General features: G+C 63.0%; 16 protein-coding genes. 13 read left to right on the top strand and 3 right to left on the bottom strand.

Annotated features, from left to right (window positions below; genetic code table 11):
• The first annotated feature begins 73 nt into the window (after positions 1-73).
• The 4 genes from E2583_RS08170 to argG all read left to right on the top strand — a co-directional run bounded on the left by E2583_RS08170 (position 74) and on the right by argG (position 3,224).
• Positions 74-436, top strand: a complete 363-nt coding sequence (locus tag E2583_RS08170; protein WP_291594757.1) for an ArsC family reductase — start codon at positions 74-76, stop codon at positions 434-436.
• Between the two features lie 125 nt (positions 437-561).
• The gene (locus E2583_RS08165; RefSeq protein ID WP_291594756.1) at positions 562-1,314 is read left to right on the top strand and encodes a glycine zipper 2TM domain-containing protein; all 753 of its coding nucleotides are present in this window, start codon (positions 562-564) and stop codon (positions 1,312-1,314) included.
• A 148-nt stretch (positions 1,315-1,462) separates the two neighbouring features.
• The gene (locus E2583_RS08160; protein WP_291594755.1) at positions 1,463-1,780 is read left to right on the top strand and encodes a pyrimidine/purine nucleoside phosphorylase; all 318 of its coding nucleotides are present in this window, start codon (positions 1,463-1,465) and stop codon (positions 1,778-1,780) included.
• A 106-nt stretch (positions 1,781-1,886) separates the two neighbouring features.
• Complete coding sequence (gene argG / locus E2583_RS08155) at positions 1,887-3,224, top strand: argininosuccinate synthase (RefSeq protein WP_003057205.1); 1,338 nt, start codon at positions 1,887-1,889, stop codon at positions 3,222-3,224.
• 108 nt (positions 3,225-3,332) lie between these two features.
• Here argG and E2583_RS08150 read toward each other — a convergent pair whose 3' ends face one another.
• Together E2583_RS08150 and acs are read right to left on the bottom strand one after the other, a co-directional pair.
• A complete protein-coding gene (locus tag E2583_RS08150; RefSeq protein WP_291594754.1) occupies positions 3,333-3,788 on the bottom strand; it encodes a LapA family protein in 456 nt (151 codons plus the stop codon).
• Positions 3,789-3,995: 207 nt separating this feature from the next.
• Positions 3,996-5,990 (bottom strand): acetate--CoA ligase, encoded by a 1,995-nt coding sequence (gene acs / locus E2583_RS08145; protein WP_291594752.1) that lies wholly within the window; start codon positions 5,988-5,990, stop codon positions 3,996-3,998.
• A gap of 359 nt (positions 5,991-6,349) precedes the next feature.
• Between acs and E2583_RS08140 the strand changes: the two genes are divergently transcribed.
• From E2583_RS08140 to proX (E2583_RS08115), 6 genes are all read left to right on the top strand, one after another.
• The gene (locus tag E2583_RS08140) at positions 6,350-6,988 is read left to right on the top strand and encodes a YqhA family protein (RefSeq protein WP_291594750.1); all 639 of its coding nucleotides are present in this window, start codon (positions 6,350-6,352) and stop codon (positions 6,986-6,988) included.
• Positions 6,989-7,705: 717 nt separating this feature from the next.
• Positions 7,706-9,001: a glycine betaine/L-proline ABC transporter ATP-binding protein ProV gene (proV, locus tag E2583_RS08135; RefSeq protein WP_291594748.1), complete on the top strand. Its 1,296-nt coding sequence runs from the start codon at positions 7,706-7,708 to the stop codon at positions 8,999-9,001.
• A gap of 15 nt (positions 9,002-9,016) precedes the next feature.
• Complete coding sequence (proW, locus tag E2583_RS08130) at positions 9,017-10,261, top strand: glycine betaine/L-proline ABC transporter permease ProW (protein ID WP_291594747.1); 1,245 nt, start codon at positions 9,017-9,019, stop codon at positions 10,259-10,261.
• A gap of 20 nt (positions 10,262-10,281) precedes the next feature.
• Positions 10,282-11,337 carry a glycine betaine/L-proline ABC transporter substrate-binding protein ProX gene (proX, locus tag E2583_RS08125; RefSeq protein ID WP_291594745.1) on the top strand — a complete coding sequence of 352 codons (1,056 nt, stop codon included), beginning with the start codon at positions 10,282-10,284 and terminating at the stop codon, positions 11,335-11,337.
• 178 nt (positions 11,338-11,515) lie between these two features.
• Complete coding sequence (gene proX / locus E2583_RS08120; RefSeq protein ID WP_291594743.1) at positions 11,516-12,586, top strand: glycine betaine/L-proline ABC transporter substrate-binding protein ProX; 1,071 nt, start codon at positions 11,516-11,518, stop codon at positions 12,584-12,586.
• Positions 12,587-12,692: 106 nt separating this feature from the next.
• Positions 12,693-13,739 (top strand): glycine betaine/L-proline ABC transporter substrate-binding protein ProX, encoded by a 1,047-nt coding sequence (proX, locus tag E2583_RS08115; protein ID WP_291594742.1) that lies wholly within the window; start codon positions 12,693-12,695, stop codon positions 13,737-13,739.
• 75 nt (positions 13,740-13,814) lie between these two features.
• On the opposite strand, the gene E2583_RS08110 is transcribed toward proX (E2583_RS08115), so the two are convergent.
• Entirely contained in the window at positions 13,815-14,327 is a 513-nt protein-coding gene (locus tag E2583_RS08110; protein ID WP_291594741.1) for a hypothetical protein, read from the bottom strand.
• A gap of 124 nt (positions 14,328-14,451) precedes the next feature.
• On the opposite strand from E2583_RS08110, the gene E2583_RS08105 reads away from it, so the two are divergent.
• The 3 genes from E2583_RS08105 (at position 14,452) to E2583_RS08095 (ending at position 17,481) form a co-directional block, all read left to right on the top strand.
• A complete protein-coding gene (locus E2583_RS08105) occupies positions 14,452-15,150 on the top strand; it encodes a DUF3334 family protein (protein WP_291594740.1) in 699 nt (232 codons plus the stop codon).
• A gap of 599 nt (positions 15,151-15,749) precedes the next feature.
• Positions 15,750-16,232 (top strand): MarR family transcriptional regulator, encoded by a 483-nt coding sequence (locus E2583_RS08100; protein ID WP_291594739.1) that lies wholly within the window; start codon positions 15,750-15,752, stop codon positions 16,230-16,232.
• A gap of 52 nt (positions 16,233-16,284) precedes the next feature.
• Positions 16,285-17,481: a multidrug effflux MFS transporter gene (locus tag E2583_RS08095; protein WP_291594737.1), complete on the top strand. Its 1,197-nt coding sequence runs from the start codon at positions 16,285-16,287 to the stop codon at positions 17,479-17,481.
• Positions 17,482-17,506 lie beyond the last annotated feature (25 nt).

The following is a 17,506-nucleotide window of genomic DNA, read 5'->3' as shown; positions in this document are numbered from 1 at the left end:
GAGGCCCTATGGTGGCCGGCACTTGGCAAATGCGTTACATCTGACTCCAACCGTTTCACCGACACCGAACACCATGAGCAAGATCACCACCGTCTATGGCATCCCCAACTGCGACACCGTCAAGAAAGCACGCAGCTGGCTGAGTGAGCAAGGTATCACTTACGAGTTCCATGACTTCAAAAAGCAAGGTGTTCCTGCCGACCGCCTGCCCCAATGGATGCAGGCCGTGGGCTGGGAAAAGCTGCTCAACCGCCAGGGCACGACCTGGCGCAAGCTCGATGACGCCACCAAGAGCCGCGCCGTGGACGCCGCCAGTGCCGCCATCGTGATGCAGGAGCACGCCAGCACCATCAAGCGCCCTGTCGTGGAGTGGGCCGATGGGACCATCACCGTCGGCTTCAAGGCCGATGACTGGAATGCGACGCGCAGCACCTGAGCAAACGCTCACATTTACACATTGCTTTACCTAGTTTTACGGGGCCGATAGCTTGTAGTGACGCGGATCCCCTAAACTTTCTGGTGATCTGAGGGCTCAAAGCCTCAGAGACAGGAGAGATGCTGATGAAAACCCTGGCAGTTTTGACTTTGACCGCCGTAGCCGCCTCCGGGGCCTATGCCCAGGAGCGCGGGCGCGTGCTGTCCTCGACCCCCATTACCCAGCAAGTCGCCGTACCGCAGCAAATCTGCAGTGACCAGCCGGTAGCGGTCGCACCCCGCCCGACCGGTGCAGGTGCCGTGGTCGGAGCCATTGCCGGTGGCCTGATCGGCAATGCCATCGGCGGCGGCGGGGGCCGTGCAGCCGCCACGGCAGCCGGTGTGGTCGGCGGTGCCATGCTGGGCAACCAGGCCGAAGCCTCCGGTCCGGTGCAGTACCAGAACATGCGCCAGTGCAGCACGCAAACCTACTATCAGAACCGTACCGTGGGCTACAACGTGACCTACGAGTACAACGGTCGCAACTACACCACACAGACCGCCAACCCGCCCGGCCCATGGATTGCGCTGAATGTGCAGCCCGTGGTCAACGACCCGGTCTACAGCAGCGGCGGCTACTACAGCACCCAGACGCCTCCTCAGGGTGCCTACAGCACCAGCTATCCGCAAAGCTACGACAGCGGCTACTACGCCCCCCAGCCCGTAGCGCCGGCCTATTCTGCGGGTACGACCTACTCGGCGACGGACTATGTGGCGCCGCTGCTGATCGGTGCCGCCATTGGTGCGGGCGCCTACTACGCCACCCGTCCCGGCCATTACTACCGACCGGGCTGGCACGGCGGCCATGGCGGCCATGGCGGCCATGGCTGGCGCCGCTGACCCGAAACAACATGGCCTCCAGGCTGCCCAGAAGCCCCTTAGAGGGGCTTTTGTTTTTCCAGCCTTTGCCAGGCATTCGCGCAGTTGCAAATCCCGTGGCCTAAAATCAATGCTTTTGATCTTCGACCACGCACAGCGTACTTCTTCCATGACCACCGAAACCTTCGCAGGCGTCAGCCTCACCACCAAGGCCAATGTTTACTTTGACGGCAAGTGCGTCAGCCACAGCTTCACGCTGGCCGACGGCACCAAGAAGTCGGTGGGCGTGGTGCTGCCTGCAACGCTGACCTTTGGCACCGCAGCTGCAGAAATCATGGAATGCGTGGGCGGCTCCTGCGAATACAAGCTCGACGGCAGCGACGAGTGGAAGAAGTCCTCGGCCGGCGAGAGCTTCCAGATTCCCGCGAACTCCAAGTTCGACATCCGCGTGACCGAGGCTTACCACTACATCTGCCACTACGCCTGATCCGCGCCTGGCCCGGCTTTGGGCCAGACCCGAGAATTTCAAGCCTTTTCAGCCCCAATCGCTTACCCATCAAGCGCTTGCAGCTATCACTTTGAAGAGAAATCTCATGGAAACCATTCTGCAACATGTTCCCGTCGGCCAGAAGGTCGGCATCGCCTTCTCCGGCGGCCTGGACACCTCTGCCGCCCTGCGCTGGATGAAGAACAAGGGTGCCCTGCCCTACGCCTACACGGCCAACCTGGGCCAGCCCGACGAAGCCGATTACGACGAAATTCCCCGCAAGGCGATGGAATATGGCGCAGAAAAGGCCCGTCTGATCGACTGCCGCCCCCAGTTGGCCAACGAAGGCATTGCCGCCATCCAGTCCGGCGCCTTCCACATTTCCACCGGCGGCATCACCTACTTCAACACCACGCCCCTGGGCCGTGCCGTGACCGGCACCATGCTGGTGGCCGCCATGAAGGAAGACGACGTCAACATCTGGGGTGACGGTTCTACCTTCAAGGGCAACGACATCGAGCGCTTCTACCGCTACGGCCTGCTCACCAACCCCGCGCTGAAGATCTACAAGCCCTGGCTGGACAGCAACTTCATCGACGAGCTGGGCGGCCGTGCCGAAATGTCGGCCTTCATGACCAAGGAAGGTTTCGGCTACAAGATGTCGGCCGAGAAGGCCTATTCCACCGATTCCAATATGCTGGGCGCCACCCACGAAGCCAAGGATCTGGAGTTCCTGAACTCCGGCATCCGCATCGTGAACCCCATCATGGGCGTGGCTTTCTGGAAGCCCGAAGTCGAAGTCAAGGCAGAAGAAGTCTCGATCACCTTCGAAGAAGGCCGCCCCGTGGCCATCAACGGCAAGGAATACACCGATGCCGTGGAAGTGTTCCTGGAGCTGAACCGCATCGGCGGCCGCCACGGCCTGGGCATGAGCGATCAGATCGAAAACCGCATCATCGAAGCCAAGAGCCGCGGCATCTACGAAGCCCCCGGCATGGCCCTGCTGCACATTGCCTATGAGCGCCTGGTGACGGGCATCCACAACGAAGACACCATCGAGCAGTACCGCATCAACGGCCTGCGCCTGGGCCGTCTGCTGTACCAGGGCCGCTGGTTCGACCCCCAGGCCATCATGCTGCGCGAATCCTCGCAGCGCTGGGTGGCCCGCGCCGTGACCGGCACCGTGACGCTGGAACTGCGCCGCGGCAACGACTACTCCATTCTGAACACCGAATCGCCCAACCTGACTTACGCTCCCGAGCGTCTGTCCATGGAAAAGGTCGAAGATGCGCCTTTCAGCCCCATCGACCGCATCGGCCAGCTGACCATGCGCAACCTGGACCTGATCGACACCCGCGCCAAGCTGGCCATCTACTCGCAAGCCGGCCTGCTGAGCGTGAGCAGCGCCAACGCACTGCCACAGCTGGGCAACGACAAGAAGTAATCCGGCCCGCGCCCACGAAAAAGCCGCTGCAGTGCAGCGGCTTTTTTCATGCGGGACGAGCTTCGATCGCCTGTCGATCCATTGATGACAGCGATCGATCTTGCTTCGTCAGCGATTGATCTGCTGCATCTGCTGCTCCAGCTGCCCCACATAGGCGGCCGTGCTGTTGTCCGACTCCTGGGCGCGCTGCACCAGATGGGCCTCCAGCACATCCAGCCGGGCCATCAGCTCCTCCTTGTCCCTGGCATGCAGCGCTTCCAGCACGCTGCGCAGTTCGGTAAACCGCGAAGCCTCGGCCTTGTCGGCCAGATCGCGCTGGGCCTGCATCTCCTTGGCGTGGCGACGCGCCTCCAGCAGCACCGAGCCCTGCATCCATAGCACGTAGGCAATAAAGAACACACTCAGCAAAATCGTCAGCGCCAGCATGAGCACGCCCAGCGGTGCCTGGATTTCGGTCAGGCCCAGCGATACTGCGGCGGGCGTGGACAGTGCCGTCCAGTTGAAGGCGGCCAGCACGGCAATGAGGGCCACGATGAGGGCAATGCAGATGGTGCGAAAGTTCATGCTCTTCTCCTTGTACTCCGGGATGCCGTGTTTTAACCCAAGATCGCATCGGCTTGCGTCAGCCAGCGCCAGAAATGACAAGGCCGCTGTCTCGAGCGGCCTTGTCGTCATTGCGCAGTCAGATCAGGGGCTTTGACGGGACATCCCGGTATTCCAGCCACCTCGCACGGGCCGCAGCGCGGCGCGCTGCGGACGGAAAGTGCCGTATCAGTGGGTCTCCGACAACTGCTCCAGAATCGCCGGATTCTCCAGAGTGCTGGTGTCCTGGGTAATCGCCTCGCCCTTGGCCAGCGAACGCAGCAGACGGCGCATGATCTTGCCGCTGCGGGTCTTGGGCAGGTTGTCGCCGAAGCGGATGTCCTTGGGCTTGGCAATCGGACCGATCTCCTTGGCTACCCAGTTGCGCAGCTCGGCCGCGATCTGCCTGGCTTCTTCGCCCGTGGGCTTGCCACGCTTGAGCACCACAAAGGCGCAGATGGCTTCGCCGGTCAGGTCGTCGGGACGACCAACCACGGCGGCCTCGGCCACCAGATCGGTCTTGGCCACGAGGGCCGACTCGATTTCCATGGTTCCCATGCGGTGGCCCGAGACGTTGAGCACATCGTCGATACGGCCCGTGATGCGGAAATAACCGCGGTCCTCGCTGCGCACGGCACCGTCACCGGCGAGGTAGTAGCCCTTGAGCTCTTCGGGGAAGTAGCTCTTCTTGAAGCGCTCGGGGTCGCCCCAGATGGTGCGAATCATCGAGGGCCAGGGCTTTTTCACCACCAGGATGCCGCCGGCACCGTTGGGAATCTCGTTGCCGGACTCATCGACGATGGCCGCCGTGATACCGGGCAGAGGCAGGGTGCAGGAGCCGGGCACCAGCGGCGTGGCACCGGGCAGGGGCGTGATCATGTGGCCGCCGTTCTCGGTCTGCCAGAAGGTGTCCACGATGGGGCAGCGCTCGCCGCCCACATGCTTGTGATACCACATCCAGGCCTCGGGGTTGATAGGCTCGCCCACCGAGCCGAGCAGGCGCAGGCTGGACAGGTTCCAGTTCCTGGGGTGGACGCTGGAGTCGGAGTCCGCTGCCTTGATCAGCGAGCGGATGGCCGTGGGCGCCGTGTAGAAGATGCTGCACTGGTGCCGTTCGATCATTTGCCAGAAGCGGCCGGCATTGGGGAAAGTCGGCACGCCCTCGAAGACGATCTGCGTGGCACCGGCCGCCAGCGGACCGTAGGCCACATAGCTGTGTCCGGTGATCCAGCCGATGTCGGCCGTGCACCAGAAGACATCGCTGTCCCTGGCATCAAAGGTCCACTCGAAGGTCTGCTTGGCCCACAGCACATACCCCCCGGTGGCATGCTGCACGCCCTTGGGCTTGCCGGTGGATCCGCTGGTGTAGAGGATGAACAGCGGGTGCTCGGCGTTGACGGGGACGGCCTCGCACTCGGTGGACTGCCCGGCCAATGCCTCGGCGAAGGTGATGTCGCGGCCTGCGACCATATGGCAGGCAGTAGCGGTGCGCTCGTAGACCAGCACGCTCTTGACCGCTTCGCAGCCGCCCAGCGCAATCGCGTCATCGACAATCGCCTTGAGCGGCAGCTCCTTGCCGCCGCGCATCTGGTAGTTGGAGGTGACCACCAGGCTGGCACCCACGTCCACAATGCGCTCCTGAACGGCCTTGGCCGAGAAGCCGCCGAACACCACGGAATGCGTGGCACCGATGCGTGCGCAGGCCTGCATGGCCACCACGCCCTCGATGGTCATGGGCATGTAGATCAGCACGCGGTCGCCCTTTTGCACGCCGCGCGCCTTCAGCGCATTGGCGAACTGGCTCACACGGGCCAGCAGCTCCTTGTAAGTGACTTTGGTGACCTCGCCCCCATCGGCTTCAAAGATGATGGCCGTCTTGTTCTCCACGGGCGTGCCCATGTGCTTGTCCAGACAGTTGGCACTGGCGTTGAGCTCGCCATCGGCAAACCATTTGTAGAACGGCGGGTTGCTCTGGTCCAGCACCTGGGTGAAGGGCTTGGTCCACTTCACGTTCTCACGGGCCAGGCGTGCCCAATAGCCTTCATAGTCGCGTTCGGCTTCATCGCACAAAGCCTGGTACTGCGCCATTCCCGAGACACGGGCCTTGGCGGCGAAATCCGCAGGGGGTGGAAACACACGGTTTTCCACCAGCACGGATTCGATGGTTGATGTCGCAGCGCTCATCGTTTTGTCTCCTGATGCATCAGCAATGAAATAATTGTGGGTGTACTGTCAAGGCTCGGTCTTACACCCCACTGACTGAAATTGAGAAGCGGCTTCTGCGCGCCGTCAAGCCCGTCATTCACTCCCATTTTTGCAGCTGACAGCGCCTGTTTGGTGTTGATTTGCTTGCACTTTTCTCCCATTGCCCCGGAACAAACCCTTAGAATCGCGCACCTGCTGCTGCAGAGGCCGGTGCCCGCCTTGCGGTCTGCTCTCGAAAGCGCAGGCAGTCCGGGACGCGGCCCCCGCAAAACCAGTCTTACAAGGTGGCGGCGTCCCGTCGCCCACCCATTGCATCCAGTCCGCCCCGCATACACATCATGAGCCGCATCCCTTCCGACGAAGCAGGCAACTCCACACACCACGCGCCGCATGGCGGCTACCAGCCTTCCGGGGCATTGCGCCCCCTGCCCTCGCTGATCTTTGCCAGCCGCTGGCTGCAACTGCCGCTGTACCTGGGCCTGATTGCCGCCCAGGGCGTCTATGTCTGGCACTTTCTGCTGGAGCTATGGCATCTGGTGGAGGCGGTCTTCGGCAACCAGGAAGCCTTGCATGCGCTGATCACCAATATCGGCTACAAGAGCGATGTGCAGATCACCCATCTGAACGAGACCATCATCATGCTGGTGGTGCTGGCCCTGATCGACGTGGTCATGATTTCCAATCTGCTGATCATGGTCATCGTCGGAGGCTACGAAACCTTTGTCAGCCGCATGGGCCTGGAGTCCCATCCCGACCAGCCCGAATGGCTGAGCCATGTGAATGCCTCGGTGCTGAAGGTCAAGCTGGCGCTGTCCATCATCGGCATCAGCTCCATCCACCTGCTCAAGAGCTTCATCAATGCCGGCAGCTATGAAGTCCAGGTGCTGATGTGGCAGACCATCATCCATGTGGTCTTCCTGCTCAGCGCGCTGGCCATTGCGCTGACCGACAAGCTCACCCAAAGCGCTCACCACTGAAGCCGCACTGCTCCCCAAAAAAGCCCCGCATGGTTGTCCATGAAGGGGCTTTTTTCATGTCTTCAGCGAGCGCAAAGCTCGCCCAAAGCTGACAACCGTCAAAAATAATCCATCAATCCAGCGCAAGTCCTTATCTATCAATGACTTGCGCCAGCTATTTTTACGTATGCGAATGTTTCAGCGGCGCCATTTCCGGCGGATGCTGAGGGCAAAGCTTACAGCTGTATTTGACGCATAAAACTCAATTCGATATATTAAAAAGTCATTTACAACCTGCCGTGCAGGTCGTCAACGCATTGTTGAGATGCGGTTGACTCACTTCCCGGCGGATCGTTGTGTCAATTCAAGAGCGCTTGCCGCTCTTTGGCGCAGCCCCGTCAACCGGGCCGAAACACGGCCCTGATGTAGGGGGCTCTCCCCGGCCGATGTGCCGGGGTTGGCCTGACAAGAAGCCGTGCAGATGCGTGCCAGTCGGTACCAGCTCTGCCAGCCAGCTGCTTCTTCCCATTTGCCAGCTCTTGCGCACACCTGGCTGTGCCATCCGGGCTGAAACTCGGCGCCATCGCTGCGCCATCTGCATTGCGCAGTCCTGTCCACCAGACCGGGCTGCGCTGCGGCATCAGGGCTTTTATTTTGGCTTGTGCGCCAGCGCCCGCCGGCATTGCCGGTCGTGGGCGCTGGACTGTGTTCCATCCCATCAAAAAGGAGAACGCCACAGTGGCCAAGCAAATCGCTATCGATCATGTCTTCAAGGTCTTCGGCAACGATCCGAAAACCGCACTCAGCCTGGTGAAGCAGGGCCTGAGCAAGCAGGAGATCCTCGCCCAGACCGGGCAATCCATCGGCGTGTTCGACGCCGACTTCACCATCGAAGCCGGTGAAATCTTCGTGGTCATGGGCCTGTCGGGCTCGGGCAAGTCCACTCTGGTGCGCATGCTCAACCGCCTGATCGAGCCCACGAGCGGCCGCATCCTGGTCGATGGCCAGGACATCAATGCACTCAGTGACAAGGAGCTGCGTGCGCTGCGCCGCAAGGACATCTCCATGGTGTTCCAGTCCTTTGCCCTCATGCCCCACCTCACCGTGCTGGACAACACGGCCTTTGGCCTGGAGCTGGCCGGCGTGGACCGCGCGACACGCCAGCGGCAGGCACAGGATGCACTGGAGCAGGTGGGCCTGGGGGCCTGGGGCGCCAGCTATCCCGACGAGCTCTCGGGCGGCATGCAGCAGCGCGTGGGTCTGGCCCGTGCGCTGGCCTCCGACCCCTCCATCCTGCTGATGGACGAGGCCTTCTCGGCGCTGGACCCCATCATCCGCACCGAAATGCAGTCCGAGCTGTTGCGCCTGCAGGAAATCAAGCGCCGCACCATCGTCTTCATCTCTCACGACCTGGACGAAGCCATGCGCATCGGGGACCGCATCGCCATCATGAAGGACGGCATGGTGCAGCAGGTCGGCACGCCCGACGAGATCCTGCGCAACCCGGCCAACGACTATGTGCGCACGTTCATCCAGGGAGTGGATGCGGCGGCCGTTTTCAAGGCCTCCGACATCGCCCGTCAGGCGCTGACCGTGATTTCCGAGCACAGCGACCGCGGCTGCCGGGCCGCCCTGCGCCTGCTGGAGGATTCCGACCGCGACTACGCCTATGTGCTCAATGCCCGTAAACGTTTTCTGGGGGTGGTCTCGTCGCAGTCGCTGCGCGATGCGCTGCAGGGCCACGATGGAATGCTCGGCCTCAAGCACGCCTTTATCCCCGATGTGGATCCGATTGCCAGCAGCACCCCGGTGGCCGAGCTGTTCGGTGCCGTTGCCGCCCCAGCCTACCCGCTGCCGGTGGTCGACGAGGACGGCAAGTACCTGGGCGTGATCAGCCGCACCACCATGCTCAAGTTCCTGGATCGGGCCACCCCGCCGGTGCCACCGCCCCAGAAGGAAATTCCACCCATCAAGCTGGACCCACACTTCCAGCCCAAGCCCAACACGCAAGCCGCTCAGCATGCAGCGCCATAAAAGGAGGGAGCCGATTTGAACGACAACGCACTGAACACCAACCACACAGAAACCAATAGCGCGGCCTTCGAGGACCCGTGGGCAGCAGCCTCGGCACCCGCCACCGAGCCCACCAGCGCCGATGCCACCGCTTCGGCCGCAGACGCCGACCCCTGGGCAGCCTCCTATGCCGATGCGGATGCCAGCTCGAGCCCCGATGCCTGGAGCAGCGGCGATGCCGCCGGCCAGGCCGGCACCACCGACTGGCTCAGCGCCCCCTCTCCCACCGATGTGCCCGGACATGACGGCGGCATTGGCCAGCTCTGGCACCAGATCACCACCGAAGGCCTGCCCGTGCAGGACTCGATCAATCACGGCCTCACCTGGGTGGTCGATCATTTCCGCCCCTTCTTCCAGGCCGTTCGCACGCCGATCGACGCCACGCTCAACGGCGTGACCGAGGTGTTGCAGACCATTCCCATGCCCGCACTGGTGCTGCTGATCGCCCTGCTGGCCTGGCAGTTTGCGGGCCGCAAGCTGGCCATCGGCTCGGCCGTCGCCCTGCTGGGCGTGGCCCTGCTGGGCATCTGGTCCGAAGCCATGGTCACCCTGGCCCTGGTGCTGACCTCGCTGTTCTTCTGCATTGCCATCGGCCTGCCCGTGGGCATTCTGCTGGCCAGCAGCGATCGCGCCCAGCGCTGGACGCGTCCCTTCCTGGACGCCATGCAGACCACACCGGCCTTCGTCTATCTGGTGCCGGTGGTCATGCTGTTCGGTATCGGCAATGTGCCCGGCGTGATCGTGACCATCGTGTTTGCGCTGCCGCCGCTGATCCGCCTGACCAACCTGGGCATTCGCCAGGTACGCCCTGACCTGATCGAGGCCAGCCGCGCCTACGGTGCATCGCCGGCCCAACTGCTGTGGAAGGTGCAACTGCCGCTGGCCATGCCCTCCATCATGGCCGGTATCAACCAGGCGCTGATGCTGTCCCTGTCCATGGTGGTGATCGCTTCCATGATTGCCGTGGGCGGCCTGGGCCAGATGGTGCTGCGCGGCATCGGCCGTCTGGACATGGGTCTGGCCACCGTCGGCGGCCTGGGCATCGTGCTGCTGGCCATCGTGCTGGACCGCATCACCCAGGCCATGGGCGAGCCCAAGCGCGGCAGTGCACGCTGGTGGGCGTCCGGCCCGGCCGGTCTGGTCATGCGCCTGCTCGACAGCAAGCGCTCTGCGCAGGCCCCCAAGCCCGGCAGCGAGGCCGCCAAGCCCGCGGCGATCTGAATCGAGAACAAGGAGAACACATGAATACCGCCAACCACACTGCCAGCATCCGCCACGGTCTGGGCCACTGGCTGCTTGCCAGCACAGCCGCAGCCTCCCTGGCCTTGTCCATGGTCAGCACCGGCGCCTTCGCTGCCGACGGGCTTCCAGGCAAGGGCATCAAGGTCCAGCCGCTCAAGAGCTCGATTGCAGAAGAGACCTTCCAGACCCAGCTCGTCATGAAGGCCCTGGAAAAGCTGGGCTACGAGGTCCAGCCCATGAAGGAAGTGGAATACCCCACGGCCCATATTGCCCTGGCCAACGGCGATGCTACCTTCATGGCCAATCACTGGAACCCGCTGCACGCCGACTACTACAAGAATGCGGGCGGCGACGCCAAGCTCTACCGCAAGGGTGTGTTCTCGGCCAATGCCGCTCAGGGTTATCTGATCGACAAGAAGACGGCCGATGCGCACAAGATCACGAATCTGGGCCAGCTCAAGGACCCCGAAATTGCCAAGCTGTTCGACACCGACGGTGACGGCAAGGCCGACCTGACAGGTTGCACGCCCGGTTGGGGCTGCGAAGCCATGATCGAACACCAGCTCGGCGCCTACAAGCTGCGCGAGACGGTCACGCACAAGCAGGGCACCTATTCGGCGCTGATGGCCGACACCATCACACGCTACAAGGCCGGCAAGCCCATCCTCTACTACACCTGGACGCCCTACTGGGTGAGCAATGTGCTCAAGCCCGGCAAGGACGTGGTGTGGCTGGAGGTGCCGTTCTCCGCGCTGCCCGGCGAGCAGTCCGGCACCGACACCAAGCTGGCCAACGGCAAGAACTACGGCTTCATTGCCAACAACCAGCAAATCGTGGCCAACAAGGCCTGGGCCGAGCAGAACCCTGCGGCAGCCAAGCTGTTTGAAATCATCAAGCTGCCCGTGGGCGACATCAATGCCCAGAACTACATGATGAGCCAGGGCCAGAACAAGGCCTCCGACATCGAGCGTCACACCGACGGCTGGATCAAGGCCCATCAGAAGACGTTCGACGGCTGGATCAGCCAGGCGCTGGCGGCTGCCAAGAAGTCCTGATCCCTCCCCCAATCACGGCGACCGCTTGCGCGGCCGCCGTTTTTTTATCGCCGGGCCGCCCCAAGATAAAAACGCCCCTCCTGAAGGGGCAGCGAACCACACGCAGTGGGGAGCGTGGCGTGTCAATTTCAATCGGGCGGCAAGCCCAACCCAACCCAACCAAGGAGAGACAAGAACAATGAGCCAGTCTGTGCAGACCCCGACCCCAGGCCGACACACCAGGCGCCAGCTGCTGCTGGGCACGGCCGGCGCTGCGGCGCTGGGTCTGGGACCGTCACCGAGCCGGGCGGCCGGCCGGAAGGTGACAGGCGATGCGCTTCCGGGCACAGGCATCACCGTGCTGCCCGTCAAGAGCGCTCTGGCCGAGGAAAACTTCCAGACGCTGCTGGTGATGAAGGCGCTACGGCAGCTGGGCTACACCGTCAAGCCCTGGGAAGAGCTGGACTACCCGCTGATCCATCTGTCCGTTGCCAATGGCGACGCCACCTTCATGGCCAACCACTGGAACCCGCACCATGCCGACTTCTACCAGCAGGCCGGCGGCGACGCCAAGCTCTCGCGCAAGGGCGTGTATGCAGCCGCAGCGGCCCAGGGCTACATGATCGACAGGAAGACCGCCGAGCAATACCAGATCACCCACATCGACCAGCTCAAAGATCCTGCACTCGCGGCCCTGTTCGATATCGACGGCGACGGCAAGGCCAATCTGATCGGCCCCAATGCCGGCTGGGGTGGCGAGGCCGTGGTGGCCCACCATATCAAGGCTTTCGGCCTGGAAAACACCGTCGGCTACACCCAGGGCAACTACCCGGCCCTGATTGCCGACACGCTGGCGCGCTTCAAGGCCGGCAAGCCCGTGCTGTACTACGCCTGGACGCCCTACTGGCTCAGCAATGTGCTGCGTCCCGGCCAGGAAGTGGTGTGGCTGCAGGTGACACGCTCCTCCATGCCCGGCGTACAGGCCGGCACCGACACCCGGCTGCCCAACGGGCGCAATTACGGCTTTCCGCTCAACAACGAGCACATCGTGGCCAACAAGCTCTGGGCCGAAGAGAACCCGGCGGCCGGCAGGCTGTTCGAGATCATGCAGATTCCCATCACCGACATCAGCCGTCAGAACCGGCTGCTGCGCGATGGGGAAAGCAAGCCAGCCGATACCCAGCGCCATGTGGACGCCTGGATCAAGGCCCACCAGAAAACTTTTGATGCCTGGATTGCCCAGGCCAGGGCCGCAGCCCTGAAATCCTGATTCGCCCACGGCGCACCGGACCGGATCCGAGCGCCGTTTCCTTCATCCACCCTCTCGCTTTTTCATGCCGATTTCGGGGTAGGCACCCAGCACCCAAGGAGTATTCATGCACAGCAACAAGCCCGCACATTCGCCTTTCCCAAACCTGCAGTACCAATACCGCTGTCTGACTGCCATCGCCCTGCTGACCTTTGGCGCCGCTGCCGCACACGCGCAAACGAACGCTGGCGACCTGCCCGGCAAAGGCGTCTCGGTGCAACCGCTCAAGGGCACGGTGGATGAGGAAATGTTCCAGACCCTGCTGGTTTCGCGCGCTCTGGAGAAGCTGGGCTACCGGGTACAGCCCGTCAAGAGTCTGGAAAACGGCACCCAGCATGTGGCCGTGGCCCAGGGCGACGCCACGTTTACCGCCACGCACTGGATGCCACTGCACCGAGCCTTCTATGAGAACAATGGCGGTGAAAAAGCCTTCTATCGCGCCGGTACCTATTCGCGCAATGCGGTGCAAGGCTATCTGATCGACAAGGCTACGGCCGAGAAATACGGGATCACCAGCATCACGCAACTCAAGGACCCAAAGCTGGCAGCGCTGTTCGACACAGATGGCGACGGCAAGGCCGATCTGACGGGCTGCAACCCTGGCTGGGGCTGCGAGCTGGCCATCAACAAACATCTCAAGGGGCTGGATCTGGAGTCCCGCATCACCCACAGGCAGGGGAACTACCAGGCCCTGATTGCCGACACCATCACCCGCTACAAAAGCGGCAAGCCCATTCTCTACTATGTCTGGACCCCGTTCTGGGTGAACACCGTGCTGCGCCCCGGCAAGGAGGTCAGCTGGCTGGAGGTACCCAACATCCCGGGTGCCCAGGGAGAGGACCAGACCCAGCTGCCCAATGGCAAGAACTACGGCTTCAAGCTCAATCAGCAATACATCCTGGCCAACAAGGCCTGGGCGGAGAAAAATCCGGCCGCTGCCAAGCTGTTTGCCGTGATGCAGTTGCCCATAGAGGACATCAACGCCCAGAACATGCGCATGCGCCAGGGCGAGAGCAGCGAGGCCGATGTCAGCCGCCATGTAGACGGCTGGATCAAGGCCCATCGGCAGACTTTTGACGGCTGGCTGGCGCAAGCGCGCGCCGCTGCCAAATAAGGATCAAAAACGGCTGCAGCGCTTGACAGGAAAGCGCTGACAGATATCAAAATGATTTGCGAAGCGGGCTGCAGCCTACCAGTTGGCCTTGGCATTGCGGCAGGCTGCCTGGCTCGACAGTGCGACAAAGCGCTCCACGCGCAGCACCAGCATCTTGCGCCCCTGCCGGGCCAGCACCGGATCGGCCACGGCTTGCTCTACCACCCGGCCCTGCACCTCGGCCAGCATGGCAATGGTGGCGCTGCTGCGCGTGTTCAGATAGGCCTGCTCCAGCAGCACGCTATCGCCCTCGGGCAGCACGCCGATGATCTGGCCGCTTTCGCACTCCTGAAACCGAGGCGTCTCGCCGTCCAGGCTGTACAGGCCCTGCCAGCGACCACTTTCCCGGACAGGCTTGAGCCCCCCGGATACCGGCCCGGCCTCCTGGCCCGCTGCCTGTGTCTGTGCCGGTTTCTTGCCTGTGAGACCGCTCCAGGTGTTGTCCCAGGTCCGGGAAACCTTGTCCGTCATGCCGGACAAGCTCGAACAGGCGGTCAAACCCATCACCACAATGACACTGGCACCCAGGCGCCACAGCTTGCTCTGCATGAATACCTCTGATTTTCCAAAAGCAGGCACGTTAACAGACAGCCGCGTCCTGCAATTGCTGCAGATATCTCGATGCAACAAAGTGTTGCATACATAATCAGCCATCCCTTGAACCAATGCAGCCATGAGCCAACCTACCGCCCCCATCGTCCACGGCACCGAAGATGTGCTGATTGCCCTGTGCAACTCCGTCTCGCGGGTGCTGCAGGTGGCCACCCAGTGCCCGATCCAGTATTCGGGCATGGTGCAGCGCATCACCAAGACCAGCCTCAAGCCCGATATCGGCTGCTTCGTGCTGATCGACGGTGGATTTTCGGCCCTCATCATCATCAACTTCTCGGCCGATGCGGCCATGGAGCTTTATCGCAGCTACCTGCTGTCCATGGGCATGGCCGAGAGCGATCTGGCCAACTCCTACACGTCCGACGACGTGAGCAACGTCATGGGCGAGCTGATGAACCAGGTCGTCGGCGACTTTACCAGCAAGGTGCAGCGTGAGCTGCAGACCCACATCGCGCAAAGCCAGCCCAAGATGATCCGCCTGAACAAGCAGGTCAATCTGAGCGTGGATGCCAATCTGGATGCTCCGGAAGCGCGCCGCGTGACCTTCTACACCGGCAACAACAACATCTTCTATCTGGAGATGGCGGTGGATCACATGGAATTCATCAAGATCAAGGACTTCGAGGCCCAGGAGAAGCCGGACCCCGATCTGGTCATGGCCCAGGCCCGTGAAGCCCAGTCTGGCCAGGTACCTGCCGCGACCCCTTCGGCGGTGTCCTCCAGCGACACCGACGACCTGCTCAAGTCGCTCGGCCTGTAGCACGAGAGACACGCCGTTCCGAGGCGATCCCGGAGGTCGCCTTTCGCAGACGGTGGACGGACTGCGAGCGCGCAGGACCGGATCCTCATGCGGGACGTCCGGCGCATCAGCCTCTCCCGAAGACATTCTCCAACCGCCGCACCTTTGGACGGCCGCACTGTGGCTGAGGCCATCGCGGCAGCCTTTGCAGTCCGATCTGCACGGCAACCGCAGGGCAAGGGATCACCACACCCGGCCCGCGTGCAACCACCACGTGCATCACCTCCAGGGCGGGGGGCATGCGCCACGCCCTTTCACACGCTGGGGCAGCATGACGGCTGCAGGGACAAGGCGGAAATCCCTCGCCCCACCATGCCGGCCTGACCTGAAGCGATATGAGGCGGATCCGCGTCCCTCCCGCCAGCTGCGGTTTTTCCGGGTGCACAGAAGCGACTCGCATCACGGGCTTGTCCCTGCGCCCTCGGGGCAATGGATCAGCCTTTCGCCATCGCACCAGGCCCGGTGCCGGAGGGCCGCAGCGGCTTCGCCCAAAACCCTGTTCACAGGATAAATATTGCTTCTGCAATAATTGGAATGCCAACTATTTGAATACACAGAACATGCCCCGCACCGAGCCCCTCTCCAGCCGTCAGCGGCAGCTCATGTTCGTCATGGCACAGGTCAACAAGCAATGGCGCCGCACACTGGACAAGGTGCTGGCCCCGCTGGGCCTGACGCAGGCGCTATGGCTGCCCCTGGTCCACCTGGAGCGCAGCGAAGGCACCATGCGGCAAAAGGATCTGGCCCAGGCGCTGGCGCTGGACAGCTCCTCTCTCGTGCGCCTGATTGACGGTCTTCAGGCCCAGGGCTGGGTGGAACGCCTTGACGATGCCGACCGCCGCGTCAAACGCCTTCAGCTCACGACAGCCGGACTGGCGCAGGTCGAGCAGGTCCAGAGCATCGTGTCGGATGTCCGACGCGAGGTCATGCAGGAGCTGGCTCCCGAGCTGCTGGACGCGATGCTGGAGGCCCTGGCCACCATGCAGGAAAAGATGGCGGACCTGGAGACGGGCGCCAGCCCCTGCTTCACCCCCGGCCGCTGACGTGGCGCAACACACCACTGCATCCCCTCGACACGCCTCGAATTCCTTTTGTATGCTCAGTCCTGCAACCCCTGCACGCAAAGCGCCGCTCTGGCTGCTGGTCATGGTCACCATCGCCGGCACCATGGCCATGCATATGTTCATTCCCGCGCTGCCCGACGCAGCCCGCCACTTCGGTGCCAGCAGCGGACAGATGCAGCAGACCATCACCGTCTACATCCTGGGCCTGGCGCTGGGCCAGCTGATCTACGGCCCCATGTCGGATGCACTGGGCCGCCGCCCCCTGCTGCTGGCCGGTCTGGGCCTCTACACGGTTGCCAGCCTTGCGGCCTTTCTGGCTCCCAGTGCGAATATGCTGATTGGCGCGCGCCTGATCCAGGCTCTGGGCGGCTGCGCCGGCCTGGCACTGGGTCGCGCCATCGCCCGCGACACCGCGACACCCGAAACGGCAGTGGGGAGCCTGGCACTGCTCAACCTCATGATGATGATCGGCCCGGGCATCGCTCCTTCCATCGGCTCCGGCCTGGACGCCATGTTCGGCTGGCGCGTCATTTTTGCGGTGCTGGCGCTGATGGGCGCGCTCACGGCCTTCGGGGTCTGGCGCCTGTTGCCGGAAACAGGTCACCCCACCGGCGAGCTGAAATGGCGCACGGTGCGCAACGACTATCGCACCTTGTTGAGCTCGCCCCCATTTCTGGGCTTCGCCATCGGCGGCGGTAGCGCGACCACATCCGTGTACGCCTTTATCGCCGCGGCGCCCTTCATCTTCATCGAGCAGCTCCACTCCAGCAAGGCCCAGCTTGGCATTTACCTGGGAATGTTGATGGCCGGCATGGCCGCGGGCAATGCACTGGCGCGCCAGCTCATCAAGCGCTGGCCACTGGAGCGACTGATACTGGGCGGCAATCTGTTGAGCCTGGGCTGCGCTGCGGCATTGGTTGCCCTCACGCTGCTGCAGCTGATCAACGTGCCGGTGGTCGTGACCCTGATGCTCCTGTTCACCCTGGGCTCCGGCATGACCAGCCCCGCAGCACTCGCCAAGGCTCTGGGCGTTCACAGCGACCTGACGGGCTCGGCCGCCGGAGTCTATGGCTTCGCCCAGATGGCCGTGGGCGGCCTGTGCACGCTGGGAGCCAGCCTGGGCAGCAGCCCCGCACTGTCGGCGTTTTCGGTGCTGCTGATTGCCTGCGTTGTGGGGCAGCTGGGCTTCCGGCAGGCGTTGCGCCTGAGCCGATCCGTCGGTGCCTGACACCGCCCGAGGTCGAGCCCCCGAG

This window comes from Comamonas sp., assembly GCF_009360615.1.
Taxonomy (GTDB): domain Bacteria; phylum Pseudomonadota; class Gammaproteobacteria; order Burkholderiales; family Burkholderiaceae_C; genus Comamonas.
The sequence above is the reverse complement of the archived record's forward strand: the minus strand, read 5'-3'. Positions and strand labels throughout refer to the sequence as shown.